Origin of the sequence: Aureimonas sp. SA4125 (assembly GCF_019973775.1) — a bacterium.
Classification (GTDB): Bacteria; Pseudomonadota; Alphaproteobacteria; order Rhizobiales; family Rhizobiaceae; genus Plantimonas.
The window spans coordinates 3,636,894-3,652,970 of the sequence record NZ_AP025032.1 but is presented as its reverse complement, the minus strand read 5'-3'; the positions used below and the strand labels follow the sequence as shown (position 1 = coordinate 3,652,970).

Below are 16,077 nucleotides of genomic sequence, written 5' to 3'. Positions count from 1 at the left end.
CGACTTCGACCATCGGCCGCCGGGTGCTTCTTCTAGGAGAGGCACGCGGCGGCCGGTTCAGTTTTAGGGGGACGGAGTGTTGACAAGGCCCTCCAACGCCCCGTGTAGCGCTTCGGACGTGGTGCCGAAACTTTTCCGAAACTATCGCAAATGGCGACAACCTGTTGTTAACCCTGTAAATTATGGCGCCGTCAGCAAGGCTTTGTTAACCTTGTCATGAGATTTCAGGATAGCTCGTGCGAGGCTTAACTCGCTATCAATACATCCAGAGAAACCGGCCAAACAGGTGGATGTGATGATCGTAGTTGTTGATAGCCGTGAGCTCGTCACGAACGGATACCAGTCGCTTTTCGGCACGGAAGGCGTCTCGGCAGCCGGCTTCCAGGTCTCGGAATTTCGCGAGTGGGTCGAGACCGCACCAGACACCGACATCTCCGCCGTCGAGGCCTTTCTGCTCGGCGACTTTCCGGAAAGAGGCGCCTTTACCCGCCTCGTCCGCAGCCGCTCGAACGCACCGCTGATCGCTCTGGCCGAGACCAAGGCACTGAACTCGACGCTGGACCTCTTTGCAGCCGGGATCGACGACGTCGTCGCCAAGCCGGTACACGTCAAGGAAATCCTGGCCCGCGTCGGCGCCATCCGCCGCCGCGACGTCGGGTCCGACAAGGCCCGCACCGTCGTCGACGAGATCTGCGTCTTCTCCGACGGCCGCGATCCGGAAGTTGCCGGCGCCACGATGATCCTGCCGCGCCGAGAGCGCCGGATCCTGGAATATCTGGCGGCCAACCGCGGACGCCGGGTCTCCAAGCAGCAGCTGTTCAGCGCGATCTACGGCATCTTCGACGAGAACGTCGAAGAGAACGTCATCGAAAGCCACATCTCCAAGCTGCGCAAGAAGCTGAAGATGCGCCTCGGCTACGACCCGGTCTCGTCGATGCGCTACCTCGGCTACGGCATCGGGGTCTGAACCCGAGACGGTTAACGAAGTATAAATATCGGCAAGTAAACCAAAAATGCCCGGCCTGCTCTGCAGGGCGGGCATTTCTGGTTTCGGCTGCTTGAATTCATCTTACATGGACTGGCCGCCGCGGCGGATCTGGCAGCCTCGCACAAGCTAGCTCAGCTACAGAAGGGCAGGAAAACCACGACGGAAGGTGAATTGATGAGCATCGGCGGCATAATGCGCACGAGCGTGTCTGGAATGAATGCTCAGGCGACCCGCCTGAGCGCGGTGGCTGAGAATATCGCAAACTCCGACACCACCGGCTATAAGCAGTCGCAGACGGAATTCTCCTCGCTGATCCTGCCGTCGAACGCTGCGGGCTACAATTCCGGCGCGGTCGAGGCAAATGTCCGCCAGCTGATCAGCCAGCAGGGCGGCCTCAGCTTCACCGGCAACGACAACAGCGCCAAGAAGATCGATCTGGCCGTGGATGGCCAGGGCTTCCTGGCGGTCGGTGACGGCAATGGCGGCGCCTTTCTGACGCGCGCCGGCTCCTTCACGCAGCAGGCCGACGGCAGTCTCGTCAACGCCGCGGGTTACACGCTGATGGGCTATCCGGTGACGGCCACCGGCACGGACGCGGTCCTGAACGGATTTGCCGGCCTCGAGGAGGTCAACCTCAAGACTTCCCTCCTCAGTGCCAACCCGACGACCAAGGGCGTTCTGACGGTGCCGCTCGACAAGAGCAAGTTGCAGTCGGTCGCGACGAGCAGCCAGACGACGAACCTCAACGCCCTCGCAGCGGGCGAGGCCCTCACGCTCAGCGTAACGGTCGACGCCGCCGCCTATCCAGTCACGATCACGGCTCCCGCCGGCGGGATGACGAACCAGGAGGTCGTCGATGCCATCAACACCCAGGTCCGCGCGGGTCAGGTGGCGGGAGGCCTGCCGGCCACGCTCCCCGATGTCGCGTCCCTCGTCGGCGGCAAGCTCGTCCTGACGTCCAACACGACGAATGCCGGCACGGCAAGCCAGGTTGCTCTGACCGTCACGGCGCAACCTGCGGGGTATGGCCTCGTGGACTTCACCGCCGTCAGCGGTCACGCGTTGCCCTCGCAGAACACCACACTGCCCGACGACGCCTATTCGACAGCCATTTCGGTGACCGTCTACAACAATTCCGGCGAAGCGGTGAAGCTCGACATCTACTACACCAAGAAGGACGACGAGACCTGGGAGATGTCTGTCTTCGACAGCCGCTTGGCGACGACCGGCACCGCCGATTCCCCGTTTCCCTACGGCGCCGCCGGCTCCGCCCCCCTGTCCACGGCAACGCTGAATTTCGACCCGACCACTTTCACGCTTTCGTCGATCACCGGCGGCACCAACTCGACCGGCGGCACGACCGGGCTGGTGAACATCGATCTCTCCAGCATCGGCGGCTCGACCAACTTCGCCCTCGATCTCGGCGACACCACACAATACACCGGCAACACCCAGCCGCTGGCGGCGGCCGTCGACGGCAACCCGGCCGAGGTCATCAGCAAGATCAAGATCGGCGCCGACGGCACGATCACGGCGACCTTTGCCTCCGGCACGGCGCGCGACCTGTTCAAGATTCCGCTGGCCCTGGTCAACAGCCCGGATTCGATGACCGCTCTGGCCGGCAACGTCTACAGCGCCGGTGTCGAGTCCGGCACGGTGCTGATGGGCTTCGGCGGCTCGGCCGGTTTTGGCAACCTGACGGCGGGCGCCCTCGAGGAGTCCACCGTCGATCTCGCCAACGAGCTGACCACCATGATCGCAGCCCAGCGCAGCTACACCGCCAATTCCAAGGTGTTCCAGACCGGCTCGGAAATCATGGACGTCCTCGTCAACCTGAAGCGCTGACGCTTCCTCGCGGCCGGCATCGCTTTCGGTGTCCGCCGCATCGACAGGGTTTCGGACCCGATCCGTCACGCCGGGCGAAGCCCGCCCGGCGTGACGCCTCTCCCTCAGTCTCGCGAGAATTTCGTCATGTCGCTATCCACCGCGCTCGATACGGCCAAGTCTTCGCTGACCGCGACGCAGACACAGACCTCGATCATTGCGCGCAACATCGCCAATGTGAACACCGTCGGCGCGACGAAGAAATACGCCCATGTCGTCACCGGCACGCTCGGGCAGGTGCAGGTCACCTCGATCACCCAGTCGTCCAACGCCGTGCTCTACAGCAACATGCTCGAGGCCAACTCGGCCGTCGGCAAGGGCAATGTCATTTCCAACGGGCTGACCCGCATCAGCGAGGCCCTCGGCGACACCACGCTTGGCCGCTCGCCCGCCGCCATGGTGTCGGCGATGCACGATGCGCTGAGCACGCTGGCCGCCTCGCCCAACAATTACGAACTGGCCCGCAACGCAGCGACCGCCGCGAGCGACCTCGTGACGACCATCAACCAGTCGTCCGCGACGGTGCAGTCGGTCCGACGCGACGCCGACGCCGAGCTCGTCAATGCCGCCGCCGACATGACGAAGATCCTCGCCACCATCCAGGATCTCAACACCCGCATCGTCGCCGGCACCCGCTCCGGCTCCGACATCACCGATCTCAACGACGCCCGCGACCAGGCCGTGGTCGAACTGTCCGCCTATGTCGGCGTGACGACGCTGACGCGCGGCAACAACGACCTCGTCATCTTCACCGACTCCGGCGTGACGATGTTCGAGACGACGGCGCGCAAGGTCGAGTATTCGCCGACGGGCGGACTGAACGCGACCGTGGCCGAGGGCAACGCCTTCCGCATCGACGGGACCGCCGTCACCGGCTCGAACGCCTTCATGCCGATCAAGGGGGGCATCGTCTCGGGTCTGGTGTCGCTGCGCGACGACCTGATGGTGACCTACCAGACCCAGCTCGACGAGATGGCACGGGGCCTGATCGACGCCTTCAAGGAAGTGCCGGGCGGCGACATCGCGACCGGCATCTTCAGCGCGGCAGGCATTTCCGCACCGGCGAGCGCTCAGATCGGGACCTATGTGCAGGGTTCCATCGCCAGCGGCGACACGATGACCTTCGACTTCGTCTATGGCGACAAGACCTATCGCGCGACGGTCGACCTGGCCACCGCGCCGACGAGTGCGGCGGACTTCCAGGCAAAGCTGCAGGCTGCGGTCAACGGCGCCAAGACCGTCAACGGCAATGCGTCCCTGCCAACCGGGGCGGTCGTGACCGTCGGCAACGCCAATGGCGCCTTCAGCCTGTCCTCCGAGACGAGCGGCGCCCTCGGCATCAGCCTCTCGAATATCGTGAGCTCTGTCGGCAGGCTCGACGGCGGACTGGCGACCGCGACGCCCGCGGCCAACTCTATCGCCGTCGGCACGTTCGACGCCGGTACGATCGCGGCCGGCGACAAGCTGTCCTTCACCTTCACCTATGACGGCACGGTCTATTCGGCGACCCATACCTTTGCCGGGGCGCCCGCCGACGCGGCGGCCTACGCGGCCGTCCTCCAGTCCGCCATGGACAGTGCGGTGCCGGCGGCAGGTGGCGCAGCCCTCGGCACCGGCAAGGTCACCGCTGCCAACGCGCCGCCGCTGACGTTGACGGCAGTCGACCCGCTGATCAACATCAGCGTGACCGCCGTCTCGGCGCAGCCCGCCGATCCGTCTCTCTACACCGGCGGCCTCACCGCAGGCGCCAGCAGCACGCCGATCACCGGCCTTGCCGCCCAGCTGCAGCTTGCTGCCGGCGTCTCCGCCGATCCGACCCTCATCCGCGACGGCGTCAACGCCAAGTATAATTCGGGGAATGTCGGCGGCTATACCACGCGGCTCAACCAGCTCAGCGAGGCCCTCGACGGCACCCGCAGCTTTTCGGCGACCAGCGGCGCCGATCCGAGCGCCAGCATTGCCGACTACGCGGCATCGTCGATCAGCTGGCTCCAGGCGACGCGGCAGAACGCGCTGTCGGAGACCGACTACAAGCAGACCGTGCTCGACCAGACCCAGGCGACTTTGTCGAACGAGACCGGCATCAACATGGACGAGCAACTGACCCGGATGCTGGAACTCGAGCGTTCCTTCCAGGCTGCGTCCAAGCTGATCTCCACCATCGACGAAATGTTGAAGACGCTTCTCAACAGCATCTGACGGGACAAGACGCATGAGCATTTCCACGCTATCCTTCAATACCAGCACACGGGTCTCGCTGCAGCGCTTGCAAAGCCAGGTCAACGAGGCGACGCAGGAGCTGAACTCCGGGCGGCATCTCGACATTGGCAAGACGCTCGGCCGTCTCACCGGCAGCGCCGTCAGCGCCCGGGCGCAGGAAAACAGCTTCAAGGAGCAGCAGATCTCGAACGGCCTCGTCGAGACGCGCCTGCAGAACATCGACGCGTCGCTGGCGACGATTTCGGAAGGGGCGGAGTCGCTCGGCAACAATCTGATCGGCGTCAGCGTCGCGACGAACTTAGACACGCTCGTCAACCAGGCGAAATCGGGTCTTCAGACATTGACCGGCGCGCTGAACGCCACCGGCAGCGGGCAGTACCTCTTCGGAGGCGACAACTCCGACATCGCACCGGTCACGACAACGGCGACGGCAGTCACCGCGCGGGACACGGCCATCCGCACGAATTTCGCCGATTTCGTTCTTGCCGCCACCAACGGAACCAATGTGGTCGCCGACATCTCGGCCGACGCCATGACCCAGTATCTCGGTGCGGGCTATGTCGAGGCCGGCCCCCCCTCGGTCACCCATAAATTCAGCGACAATTTCCAGGCCACCAACTGGACGCAAGCTTCGAGTGGCACGATCGCCTCACGGATCAGCAAGACGGAAACGATCACCTCTTCGCTCAGCGCCAACAACAGTGCCTTCAGCGATATCGCCCAGGCCTACAGCATGCTCGCCTCGCTCGACATCGGCACTCTCAACACCGATGCGCGCAAGGCGGTGACGGACAAGGCGACGTCGCTGCTGAAGGGTGGCGGCGACCAGATTACGACGCTGCGTGCCGATGTCGGCATGAAGCTGAAGCGCATCGACGGCGCGAATGCGGAACTGCAGCGCCAGCAGGACATCATGGCGGCGACTGTCTCCAGCCTGGAGGAGGTCGACATCACGGAAGTCAGCCTTCGCGTCAACGCGCTGTCGACGCAGCTGCAGGCGGCCTACAGCGTCACCGGCAAGATCCAGGGCCTCAGCATCCTCGATTACATCTGATCTCACTCGGCCAGCATGGCGGACGGTCCCATGGGCCGGTCGATTTAAAGGAACGGCGAATGTACCAATTTTCCTACGCAGAGATCAGCCAGGACAGTGGTGCCTCGGCGCGCGAGCGGGAGAAGCAGGCCCTCGAACATACGCTCGAGATCCTTGCCCGCGCCGAGCTGCATGGACCCCGTTCGCCCCAGGCGATCGAAGCGATCTATGTGACGCGCACGCTCTGGTCGATCCTGGTGGAAGATCTCGCCAGCCCCGAGAACGCTCTGCCGGAGAACCTGCGCGCCGGTCTGATTTCCATCGGTCTCTGGGTCATGCGCGAGACCGACGCCGTCCGGATCGGAAAGACGCAGAGTTTTCAGGGGATTATCGACGTCACGACGATGATCCGGGACGGATTGGAATAGGCGATGGCAACGTTGAAACTATCCCTGAGGGCCGGCGAGCGGATCTTCGTCAACGGTGCGGTGATGCGCGTCGATCGCAAGACCTCCCTCGAACTTCTTAACGATGTGACCTTTCTCCTGGAAAGCCACGTCATTCAGGCCGCCGACGCCACCACGCCGCTGCGTCAGCTCTACTTTCTCGTCCAGATGATGCTGATCGAACCGGCCGATGCCGAGGCTGCCCGCGACGCTTTTGTCAGGACCTATCCTCTGCTTCTGGCCGCCTTCTCCAATGCAGACATCCGGACGGGCATCATGGACGCGGTCGAACTGGTCGAGCGCGACCGTCCGTTCGACGCGCTGAAATGCCTGCGCGCAATCATCCCGATCGAGGATTCGATCATTTCCGGCCGGCCACAGCCGACCTTCCGGAACGCCCGTATTCCCGTCGCCGTAGGAGCATCCTCATGAGCACCGTCGACAGCCTGAGCAGCACGACCGCCACCACAGCGACCACCAGCACGATCAAGACCGATGCCAAACAGGCCAGTCTCGACTACGACAATTTCCTGCAGCTCCTCGTCGCACAGATGCAGAACCAGGACCCGCTGAACCCCACCGATCCGACCGAGCAGCTGGGCCAGCTCGCGTCCTTCTCCAATGTGGAGCAGGGCATCAAGACCAATCAGAAGCTTGAGTCGATGATCACCCTGTCGGCCCTGACGCAGGCCAATGCCGCGATCGGGCATACCGTCACCTCGGCCGACGGCACGGTCAGCGGCATCGTGAAGTCGGTCAACGTCACCGATACCGGCGCCGTCGCGACACTGGCGAGCGGCGTCAAGCTGGCGCTCGGCGCCGGCATCACGATCGAGTAGCGGCGATGAACGAAGCCGACGCCATCGATATCGTGCAATCGGCGATCTGGACCGTGGTGATCGCCTCCGGCCCCGCCGTTGGCGGCGCCATGGTCGTCGGCATCCTCATCGCCCTGTTCCAGGCGCTGACGCAGATTCAGGAGGTGACGCTCACCTTCGTGCCGAAGATCCTTGCCATCTTCGTCATCATCGCCTTCACCGCGTCGTTTACCGGCGCGCAGGTCTACGCTTTCACGCAGGAAAGCTTCGCCCGCATCGAGCACGGATACTGACGCCACCGCCCTCGACCGCGCAGCTACGTCTCCGCCTCGCTTCGATCCGCCGGGATCGAGGCGAGGCTTTTGCGTTCATGCTGAAGAGAGTCCTTACCGACGCAGTATCACTTTTCGAGTGCCGGCGCCGCCGCCGTTAAGAACCGTCACGGGCTCCGGCTCACCGTTGCCGCCAAGATCCACTGCGGAACGACCGGGCCTTTGGATGAAAGCCCCGGGCATCCGCTCCCGGCCCAGAAGGGCGAGCCTAAGCATGGCGGGTGCCCGCTTGCCCCGGCGCAAGCCGCCCTCTCGAGGGGATTCGTCCCGTCCCGCCCGCCTGCCGATCCTTAACGATCGCCGCGACGCCATCGCAGGCCGAACGCCAATTAAGATATTCTTTACCATATAAATTCAACTGTTTTTATTTTGATTGCGGCTTCTTAGTGGCGATAGGGCGGAAGTAATAGTGCCGGTAAGGGAAGCTTACTACAATATACTTCGACCGCCCGGTATGGTTGCTAAGTTGGGTGTAGAAATGGAAAACTTCAGAAGAACCGCGTTCGCGGTTGCCGCCGCCTCGTCGCTTTTCGCCGGTAACGCGCTTGCCGCGACGGCCACCGACGATCTCGGCGTAACCATGACGGTCACGTCGGAATGCACGCTGACGGCAAATCCCCTGGACTTCGGGTCGACCGGTCTGATCACGGCCAATATCGACGTGACAACGACGCTCGATATCCAGTGCAGTGCCGGCACCGGATATACGATCTCGATGGACGCCGGCGCCGGCACGGGTGCCACCACCGGCGTGCGGGTCATGACGAGCGGCTCGGACACGGCGACCTACGGCATCTACAAGGATTCAGGATACGCCGACGTCTTCGGCAGCACCGGCGGCGAAGAACTGACCGGGACCGCCTCGGGCGCAGCCCAGAACATCACCATCTACGGCCGGGTGCCGCCGCAGAATGCGGCCGCCGGCTCCTATACCGACACGGTCACGGTCACGCTGACCTACTAACGCGCCGCGATGCGGCCCCACGTTTCACCTGAAAGAGGACCATGCGACATTTAACGATCGCCTTCCTGTCCCTTCTCATGGCGGCCGGCTCGACGCAGGCGTCCTCGCTGCGCGTCTCGCCCGTCGGTCTGACCATCAACCCCGGCACTGCGACGTCGACGATCCGGGTCTGGAACAACGACAAGCGGCCGCTCGGCGTTCAGGTGCGGGTGTTCCGTTCCAAGACCGTCGCCGGCGAGGAGTGGCTGGAGCCGACGAGGGACGTCGTCGCCAGTCCGCCCATCACCACCCTTTCGCCCGGTGGCGAGAACCTCGTGCGCATCGTTCGGATCACCAAGACGCCGGTCGGAACCGAGGAACGCTACCGCTTGCTGGTCGACGAGCTTCCAGATCCCAACCGCCGCAAGGCAGGAACGATCAATGTCCTGGTCAGGCACTCCATCCCGGTTCGTTTCGAGGGTGAGCAGTAGCCTTTACCGGTCGCTTCTCACGCTCGTCGTCACCTTCTGCATGTCTCAGCCGACGCCGCTGAGTGCGCAGACTGCTGACGTCACGGCGGCAAGTTCTGCGGCTCCAGATACGCGGGCGCTGTTTCTGGACGTGTCGGTGAACGGCGCGCCCACGGGGCTCGTCGCCGCCTTCGAGCAGACGGGTGGCGTCCTGATCGCGGACGCTGAGGAATTGCGCAGTGTCGGCATTCTGCCCGCCGAGGCAGCGCGGCTGCCGGACGGTCGGATCGCGGTCGATCGCCTTCCGGGCGTGGGCTATGGCTATCAAGAGGCCACTCAGAGCATCGACTTCACGGCTGGCGACGACCAGCGGGTCGCTGCCCCGATCGATCTCCAGGGTGCCCGCAGCGCTCTCGGCGCCAAGGACGACCCGGCTGTTCAGCCGCAATCGAGCTATGGCGCACTTCTCAACTATAGCCTGTTTGCCGCATCCCCCAGCGCCCGCTTGCGCGACGTCGCAAGCTTCAACGGGGCGTCGGGGAGCTTCGAGGGTCGGATGTTTTCCCCCTACGGCGTCGTCGCGCAGACCTTCGTCGCGAGCACGGACGCCGAGGGTCTCTACGAGACGAAGCGGCTCGAGACCAACTGGACCTATTCCGACCCGCAATCTATGCGGACGCTGCGAGTCGGCGACCTCATCACCGGCGGGCTCGACTGGACCCGCCCGACACGGCTGGCCGGCGTTCAGATCCAGCGCAACTTTTCGCTGCGCTCGGACCTCGTCACCCTTCCGATTCCCGAGATCTCCGGCAGTGCCGCCGTGCCGTCGACGGTCGACGTCTATCTGAACGGCACACGACGCTTCAGCAAGGAAGTCGCCGCCGGACCCTTCGCCCTGACGAACCTGCCGGTCGTGACCGGCGCCGGTACGGCCCGGGTCGTCGTGCGCGATGCCGCCGGCAAGGAGAGCGTCAGCGAGACCTCCTTCTTCTCCTCGCCGAAACTGCTGGCGGCCGGACTCTACGATTATTCTGCCGAACTCGGCTTCGGTCGGCAGTTCTTTGGCGCGAGGTCGAACAGCTACGATCCCCGGCCGATGGGCTCGGCGTCGGTGCGCTATGGATTCAGCCGCTGGTTGACGGTAGAGGGCCATGCGGAGGGAGGAGCCGACATCGCCAATGGCGGCCTTGGTGCGGTTCTTGCCGTCGGCAACTTTGGGACGGTGTCGGCCTCGGCATCTGCGAGCCGGTCCGACGCGTTCGGCACCGGCGCGCAACTGACTGTCACAGGCGATACAAAGATCGGCGCGGCCAACATCACCGGGCGCATTCAGCGCAGTTTCGACCACTACCAGGACATCGCCTCAATCATCGACGCCGCGGCGCTGCGCGACGACAACGGCCTTCATCTCGTCTCGCGCGGACCCGCTGCCGCTATCCACCAGGTCGCCGTGTCCCTTCCCCTGGCCTTCGATCCCTCGTCAGTCAGTCTGAGCTTCACGCAGGTCGAACGGGTCGACGCGCCGTCCGAGAGCGTCGTCGGCCTGTCCTACAGCCGCAACATCCGCAAGACGGGGGCATTTTATCTCTCGGGCTATGCCGATCTCGAGACCCGGGCCTTCGGCGTCAGTGCGGGCCTGACCCTGCCGCTTGGAGGGAGTTATTCGAGTTCGCTGTCGGTGCACGATTTCGGCGACGGTCCGGTGGCGAGCGCCTCGCTGTCGCGGCGCGGCGGGCGGGCGGCGGGCGACTACAGCTGGACCCTCCGCGACGCGGAGGGCGAGACGTCGTCGCGCTCCGCGACCGGCAGGTATCACACCAGCTTTGCCGATTTCGCCGGCGGCGTCGGGCAGTCGGGCGACCGCTTCCGGGCAACCGCCCAGATGGACGGTGCCTTGATCGCCGCCGGCGGTGACGTGTTCTTCACCCGGCCGGTCGAGGATGCCTTCGCCATCGTCGATGTCGGTGTCGCCGATGTCGCGGTCGCGCAGGAGAACCGCCCGGTCGGCCGCACGAACGCACGGGGAAAACTGGTCCTGCCGCATCTGCGCGCCTACGAGAAGAATCGCATCTCGATCGAGCCGGCCGATCTTCCGCTGGACACCGCCTTGAACACCACGCGCCAGATCGTCGTCCCGGCCGATCGATCCGGCCTGGTCGTCGCTTTCGATGCCGCAGGCAAGGGAAGCGCCGCGCTTGTCAGCTTTCGCGACGAGAAAGGACAAGCACTGCCGCTCGGCGCGTCCGGGCGGCTCGGCGCCGATGGCGAGGCCTTCACCATCGGCTATGACGGGCAGGCCTATGTCGATGGACTCGCGGCGACCAACGATGTCCTCATCGATCTGCCGGATGGCGGCAACTGCGTTGCCAGCTTCGCCTATCGCAGCGAAGACGGTGCGCAGGTCGCCATTCCCGACGCGGTCTGCCGAAACGTCGGCTGATGCAGCGCCGCGCCAGCACAATCGCCTATGACCCGCGGCGTAGGCCGCGGGGGGAGGGGTATCTGTGCTGAGAATCATGGCATTCGTCCTTTTTGGCCTGTCGGCAATCGCGACGGCGCAAGCGGCATCCTGCACGGTCGGTATCGGCGACATCGACTTCGGCTCGGTCGACAGCCTCTACGCCGCTCCGGTCGATTCTGCTGCGAGCGTTCATGTCGACTGCGACCAGGTTTCCGCGGGAGCGTCCGAGGTCGTCGTCTGCATCCATTTCGGCGCGGGTAGCGGCGGATCCGAGGGCGGGCAGCGAAAAATGGTGTCGGGCAACCGGACCCTCGGTTTCCAGCTCTACCAGGACGCAAACCGGAGCGTGCCGTGGGGCGGCGACGATGCCCGCGGTATCGGCCCGCCGCGCCGTGTCGTGGTGCCCGTGTCCGGGGAGACGGCGTCGACGTCGATCGACGTCTACGCACGGGTGTTCGGCAGCCAGTCGACGGCGGCAGTCGGCAGCTATGCCAGTTCCTTCGCGGGCACAGATGCCTCCTTCGGTTTTGCCGAAGGCGCTCTCGACTGCGCCGCGCCCGGCGGCGCCGGATCCGGCCAGACAGCTTTCGCCGTGGCGGCGACGGTGTCGGCCAACTGCATGGTCGAGACCACCGACATCGACTTCGGCCAGCACGGCATCATCGACCGCGATATCGACGCCGAAGGCGCCATCGACGTCACCTGCACGCCCGATGCCGGCTATTTCGTAACGCTCGGGCCGGGCCTTGGCGGCGGTAACGATCCCGAGCAGCGGATCCTCCGATCGGGCAGCGATGTGGCGACATACGGGCTCTATCTCGATGCCGCGCGCAGCCAGCCCTGGGGAAGCTCGCTCGAAACGCAGCTGCCGGGAACCGGCGCGGGAACGAGACAGACGCTGCCCGTGTACGGTCGCGTGCCGCGCCAGGCGGTGAGGCCCGGCTCCTATTCCGACACGGTTGCCGTCACCATCACCTATGGCGCCGCGCCCGGCGTCTGACCGACGGCGGCTTTTTTCCAAAGATTGACGAAACCTTTCCAGCCCGGCTCAAGCTCGAGGCCGCAGAACGGTCCGTGATGGTGGTGCCATGCGCCCCATTGCCATCCCGGCCACGCTCGGCCCGGGAATGGCGAGTGCCGGCACGGTCCAAACGACCGCGCTTCCGGCAGGTCACAGGGCATGACGCCCGGGGGAACGCTCGATGTCGCTAGCCGAACCACTGAGGCTCAGCCCGCCGATCAAGGCCAAGAGCCGCCGCGATATCGGTTTCGCGCTGGCCATCGTCTTCATCATGGCGGTGCTCTTTGTTCCGATCCCCGCCTTCCTGATCGACATGGGCCTCGTCATCTCGATCGCGCTGTCGATCCTGATCCTGATGGTCGCGCTGTGGATCGAGAAGCCGCTCGACTTCTCCTCCTTCCCGACGCTGCTGCTGCTCGTGACGATGCTGCGCCTGTCGCTGAACGTCGCCACGACCCGCGTCATCCTCTCCGAAGGCGACCAGGGCCACAACGCCGCCGGCTACGTCATCGGCGGCTTCTCGCAGTTCGTCATGGGCGGCGACTTCGTCATCGGCCTCGTCGTCTTCGCCATCCTCCTCACGGTCAACTTTCTCGTCATCACCAAGGGTGCGACGCGTATCGCCGAAGTCGGCGCGCGCTTCACCCTCGACGCGATCCCCGGCAAGCAGATGGCGATCGACGCCGATCTCTCCGCCGGCCTCATCGACGAGCGCCAGGCCCAGATCCGCCGCCGCGAGCTCGAGGAAGAAAGCTCCTTCTTCGGGTCGATGGACGGTGCCTCGAAATTCGTGCGCGGCGACGCGATCGCCGGCCTCATCATCACCGCGGTCAACATCTTCGGCGGCATCATCATCGGCATCACCCGCCACGGCATGGATGCCGGCGAGGCGGCCGACATCTACACCAAGCTGTCGGTCGGCGACGGTCTCGTCACGCAGATCCCCGCGCTCATCGTTTCGCTGGCCGCCGGTCTTCTCGTCTCCAAGGGCGGCACGCGCGGCGCCGTGGAAATGGGGATCATCACCCAGCTCGGCTACTATCCGCGCGCCATGATGGTCGCCTCGGCGATGATGGGCGTTCTGGCTATTCTGCCGGGCCTGCCGTTCCTTCCGTTCTTCGTCGTCTCCGTCATCCTCGGTCTCGTCGCCTACACCGTCCCGCGCAACCGCGCTGCTGCCGAGCGCCTCGTCGCGGTCGAGAAACAGCAGGCCGAGGAGCAGGCGGTCGAGGTCGAGCGCCAGTCGGTGAAGGAATCGCTGCGCATCGTGGAGGTCGAGCTGGTGCTCGGCAAGCAGATGGCCGCGCACCTCGCCTTCTCGCGCGACGAACTGGCCAACCGCGTGCAGAAGATGCGCCGCCGCTTCGCCTCGCGCTTCGGCTTCGTGGTGCCGGAGATCAAGCTCAGCGATGACCTGTCGGTCGATTCCAAGTCCTACGAGATCAAGGTGCACGGCACGACCGTCGCCACCCAGGCGCTGAGGCTCGGCGACCTCCTGATCGTCCTCGGCGATTCGCCGGTGCCCGACATCCCGCACGACCTGACGCGCGAGCCGGCCTTCGGCCTGAAGGCCGCCTGGATTTCCGACACCTTCGCCTCGGCGGCCCGCCGGGCCGGATTCGAGCCGGTGGACACGCTGTCGATCGTTCTCACGCATCTGTCCGAGGTCATCCGCAACAATCTGGCGCATCTCCTCTCCTACAAGGATACGCGCACGCTGATCGACCGGCTGGAGCCTGAGTACAAGCGGCTGATCGACGAAATCGTCCCGGCGCACATGTCGTTCAGCGGCCTGCAGGCGGTGTTGAAACTGCTCCTTGCCGAGCGCGTCTCCATCCGTAACCTGACCCTCATTCTCGAGGCGGTGGCCGAGATCGCGCCGCATGTCCGGCGCTCGGAGAAGATCGTCGAGCATGTGCGCACACGAATGGCGCAACAGATCTGCGGCGACCTCCTGCACAAGGGCCAACTCGCCGTCCTTCGCCTCGGCAATCGCTGGGACCTCGTCTTCCACCAGGCATTGAAGCGTGACGCCAAGGGCGACGTGATCGAGTTCGACATCGATCCGCGCCTCGTCGAACAGTTCGCCGCCGAGGCGACGAAGGTCATTCGCGAAAAGACCGACCAGGGCGAGAACTTCGTCCTCGTCGCGGCTCCGGACGCACGACCCTATGTGCGCATGATGATCGAGCGCATCTTCGTCAACCTTCCGGTCCTGTCGCATCTCGAGATCGCGCGCGGCATCGACATCAAGGCGCTCGGATCGATCGCATGAACGAGGAGATGACGGCGACGATCCTTTCGCTGTTTGTGATCTTCTGCCGGATCGGCAGCTGCCTGATGCTGCTGCCGGGCTATTCCAATGTCCGCATCCCCGCGCAGATCCGCCTGTTCGTCGCCTTCTCCATTGCCCTGGCGGTCTCGCCCGGAATCCTTCCCGGGCTCCTGCCGCTGATGCGGGAGGCGGGCGACGATGTCCGGCTCGAGATCATCGTCACCGAAATCCTGAACGGCATGCTGATCGGCCTTCTCGGCCGCGTCTTCATGATCGCGCTGCAGTTCTCCGCCAACTTTGTCGCAAACGCCGTTGGCATGGGCGCGGCGATCGGCGTGGCGCTCGACGAAGCGGAGCCTGCGCCTGCGCTGGTTTCGCTGATCACCATGACGGCGACGGTGCTGATCTTCTCGCTCAACCTGCATGTCGAAATCCTGAAGGCGCTGGTTGCGTCCTACACGGCCATGCCGGTGTCGCTCGGCTTTACCGCGCGCGCGGGGCTCGTCGCCCTGACCGATAATCTCGACGAGACATTCATGCTCTGCCTGAGGATCGCCAGCCCCTTCGTGATCTACGGCGTCATCGTCAACTTCGCCATCGGTCTTGCCAACAAGATGACGCCGCAGATTCCAATCTACTTCATCTCGCTGCCCTTCGTCATCGCCGGCGGGCTCGTCCTGCTCGCCTATTCGATCGGCGATTACCTCACCATCTTCCTCGTTGGCTTCCAGCAATGGATCCTGAACGGATGAGCGGCGAGGAAGCCCGTGCCGGAAGGCTCGAACGGCTGCGATCGGTCCAGACGCGGAAGCGGCAGGTGGAGGAGTGGCGACTGGCCGAGATGAAGCGCGAGGAGATCGCGCTTGCGGCGCACAGCGTCGAAATCCTCCAGAGCCTTGGCGACCAGTCGCTGCTTCAGGGCCTTTTCCTCGAGGCGAAAGCAACGACCCTGCGCCGCAACGAGGTCAAGATCGCTTCCAACCGCCGCGTCCAGGTGGAGGCGGAACTGAGCCTGCGCGAGGCACAGGGCGTCGAGAAGCGGCTGCAGCGTGCCTGCGACGATGCGCGCGGTCTTGCCGACCAAGTCAGCGAGCGGGCCAACCTCGATCTGGCGCTGCAGGATTACCTCACCGCCGCCAACGCAAGCTTCGAATAAGTTGGGCTCGCTAGAAGCAGAGTGTGGACC

At 64.7% G+C, this 16,077-nt stretch carries 15 protein-coding genes; all 15 read left to right on the top strand.

Annotated features, from left to right (window positions below; all coding sequences use genetic code 11):
• Positions 1-295: 295 nt before the first annotated feature.
• The 15 genes from Sa4125_RS17295 to Sa4125_RS17225 all read left to right on the top strand — a co-directional run bounded on the left by Sa4125_RS17295 (position 296) and on the right by Sa4125_RS17225 (position 16,047).
• Entirely contained in the window at positions 296-967 is a 672-nt protein-coding gene (locus Sa4125_RS17295; RefSeq protein ID WP_223999879.1) for a response regulator transcription factor, read from the top strand.
• A gap of 195 nt (positions 968-1,162) precedes the next feature.
• Positions 1,163-2,833 (top strand): flagellar hook protein FlgE, encoded by a 1,671-nt coding sequence (locus tag Sa4125_RS17290; protein ID WP_223999877.1) that lies wholly within the window; start codon positions 1,163-1,165, stop codon positions 2,831-2,833.
• Between the two features lie 126 nt (positions 2,834-2,959).
• On the top strand, positions 2,960-5,071 hold the full coding sequence (gene flgK / locus Sa4125_RS17285) for a flagellar hook-associated protein FlgK (RefSeq protein WP_223999869.1): 2,112 nt from the start codon (positions 2,960-2,962) through the stop codon (positions 5,069-5,071).
• A 13-nt stretch (positions 5,072-5,084) separates the two neighbouring features.
• Entirely contained in the window at positions 5,085-6,146 is a 1,062-nt protein-coding gene (locus Sa4125_RS17280) for a flagellar hook-associated family protein (protein WP_223999864.1), read from the top strand.
• 59 nt (positions 6,147-6,205) lie between these two features.
• Positions 6,206-6,553, top strand: coding sequence for a flagellar biosynthesis regulator FlaF (gene flaF, locus Sa4125_RS17275; protein WP_223999862.1), 348 nt, complete (start codon positions 6,206-6,208; stop codon positions 6,551-6,553).
• Between the two features lie 3 nt (positions 6,554-6,556).
• Positions 6,557-7,003: a flagellar biosynthesis repressor FlbT gene (flbT, locus tag Sa4125_RS17270; protein WP_223999860.1), complete on the top strand. Its 447-nt coding sequence runs from the start codon at positions 6,557-6,559 to the stop codon at positions 7,001-7,003.
• The gene (flgD, locus tag Sa4125_RS17265) at positions 7,000-7,410 is read left to right on the top strand and encodes a flagellar hook assembly protein FlgD (RefSeq protein WP_223999858.1); all 411 of its coding nucleotides are present in this window, start codon (positions 7,000-7,002) and stop codon (positions 7,408-7,410) included. Before flbT ends, flgD begins: the two co-directional genes overlap by 4 nt.
• A gap of 5 nt (positions 7,411-7,415) precedes the next feature.
• On the top strand, positions 7,416-7,682 hold the full coding sequence (gene fliQ, locus Sa4125_RS17260; protein ID WP_223999856.1) for a flagellar biosynthesis protein FliQ: 267 nt from the start codon (positions 7,416-7,418) through the stop codon (positions 7,680-7,682).
• A 517-nt stretch (positions 7,683-8,199) separates the two neighbouring features.
• Positions 8,200-8,685 (top strand): spore coat U domain-containing protein, encoded by a 486-nt coding sequence (locus Sa4125_RS17255; protein WP_223999854.1) that lies wholly within the window; start codon positions 8,200-8,202, stop codon positions 8,683-8,685.
• Positions 8,686-8,726: 41 nt separating this feature from the next.
• Positions 8,727-9,155: a fimbria/pilus periplasmic chaperone gene (locus Sa4125_RS17250; RefSeq protein ID WP_223999852.1), complete on the top strand. Its 429-nt coding sequence runs from the start codon at positions 8,727-8,729 to the stop codon at positions 9,153-9,155.
• The gene (locus Sa4125_RS17245) at positions 9,145-11,574 is read left to right on the top strand and encodes a fimbria/pilus outer membrane usher protein (protein WP_223999850.1); all 2,430 of its coding nucleotides are present in this window, start codon (positions 9,145-9,147) and stop codon (positions 11,572-11,574) included. Before Sa4125_RS17250 ends, Sa4125_RS17245 begins: the two co-directional genes overlap by 11 nt.
• A 76-nt stretch (positions 11,575-11,650) precedes the next feature.
• On the top strand, positions 11,651-12,595 hold the full coding sequence (locus Sa4125_RS17240; RefSeq protein WP_223999848.1) for a spore coat protein U domain-containing protein: 945 nt from the start codon (positions 11,651-11,653) through the stop codon (positions 12,593-12,595).
• A gap of 202 nt (positions 12,596-12,797) precedes the next feature.
• Positions 12,798-14,891, top strand: a complete 2,094-nt coding sequence (gene flhA / locus Sa4125_RS17235; protein ID WP_223999846.1) for a flagellar biosynthesis protein FlhA — start codon at positions 12,798-12,800, stop codon at positions 14,889-14,891.
• Complete coding sequence (locus Sa4125_RS17230; protein ID WP_223999844.1) at positions 14,888-15,643, top strand: flagellar biosynthetic protein FliR; 756 nt, start codon at positions 14,888-14,890, stop codon at positions 15,641-15,643. The genes flhA and Sa4125_RS17230 overlap by 4 nt, the downstream gene beginning before the upstream one ends.
• Positions 15,640-16,047: a hypothetical protein gene (locus tag Sa4125_RS17225; protein WP_223999842.1), complete on the top strand. Its 408-nt coding sequence runs from the start codon at positions 15,640-15,642 to the stop codon at positions 16,045-16,047. Before Sa4125_RS17230 ends, Sa4125_RS17225 begins: the two co-directional genes overlap by 4 nt.
• Positions 16,048-16,077: the final 30 nt, after the last annotated feature.

Bases quoted from the DNA above. Each gene is read 5' to 3' on its own strand.
- flbT (WP_223999860.1), top strand. From the start codon at position 6,557: ATGGCAACGTTGAAACTATCCCTGAGGGCCGGCGAGCGGATCTTCGTC.
- flaF (WP_223999862.1), top strand. From the start codon at position 6,206: ATGTACCAATTTTCCTACGCAGAGATCAGCCAGGACAGTGGTGCCTCG.
- Sa4125_RS17230 (WP_223999844.1), top strand. From the start codon at position 14,888: ATGAACGAGGAGATGACGGCGACGATCCTTTCGCTGTTTGTGATCTTC.
- fliQ (WP_223999856.1), top strand. From the start codon at position 7,416: ATGAACGAAGCCGACGCCATCGATATCGTGCAATCGGCGATCTGGACC.
- Sa4125_RS17250 (WP_223999852.1), top strand. From the start codon at position 8,727: ATGCGACATTTAACGATCGCCTTCCTGTCCCTTCTCATGGCGGCCGGC.
- Sa4125_RS17240 (WP_223999848.1), top strand. From the start codon at position 11,651: ATGGCATTCGTCCTTTTTGGCCTGTCGGCAATCGCGACGGCGCAAGCG.
- flgK (WP_223999869.1), top strand. From the start codon at position 2,960: ATGTCGCTATCCACCGCGCTCGATACGGCCAAGTCTTCGCTGACCGCG.
- Sa4125_RS17280 (WP_223999864.1), top strand. From the start codon at position 5,085: ATGAGCATTTCCACGCTATCCTTCAATACCAGCACACGGGTCTCGCTG.
- Sa4125_RS17255 (WP_223999854.1), top strand. From the start codon at position 8,200: ATGGAAAACTTCAGAAGAACCGCGTTCGCGGTTGCCGCCGCCTCGTCG.
- flgD (WP_223999858.1), top strand. From the start codon at position 7,000: ATGAGCACCGTCGACAGCCTGAGCAGCACGACCGCCACCACAGCGACC.
- Sa4125_RS17295 (WP_223999879.1), top strand. From the start codon at position 296: ATGATCGTAGTTGTTGATAGCCGTGAGCTCGTCACGAACGGATACCAG.
- Sa4125_RS17290 (WP_223999877.1), top strand. From the start codon at position 1,163: ATGAGCATCGGCGGCATAATGCGCACGAGCGTGTCTGGAATGAATGCT.
- Sa4125_RS17225 (WP_223999842.1), top strand. From the start codon at position 15,640: ATGAGCGGCGAGGAAGCCCGTGCCGGAAGGCTCGAACGGCTGCGATCG.
- flhA (WP_223999846.1), top strand. From the start codon at position 12,798: ATGTCGCTAGCCGAACCACTGAGGCTCAGCCCGCCGATCAAGGCCAAG.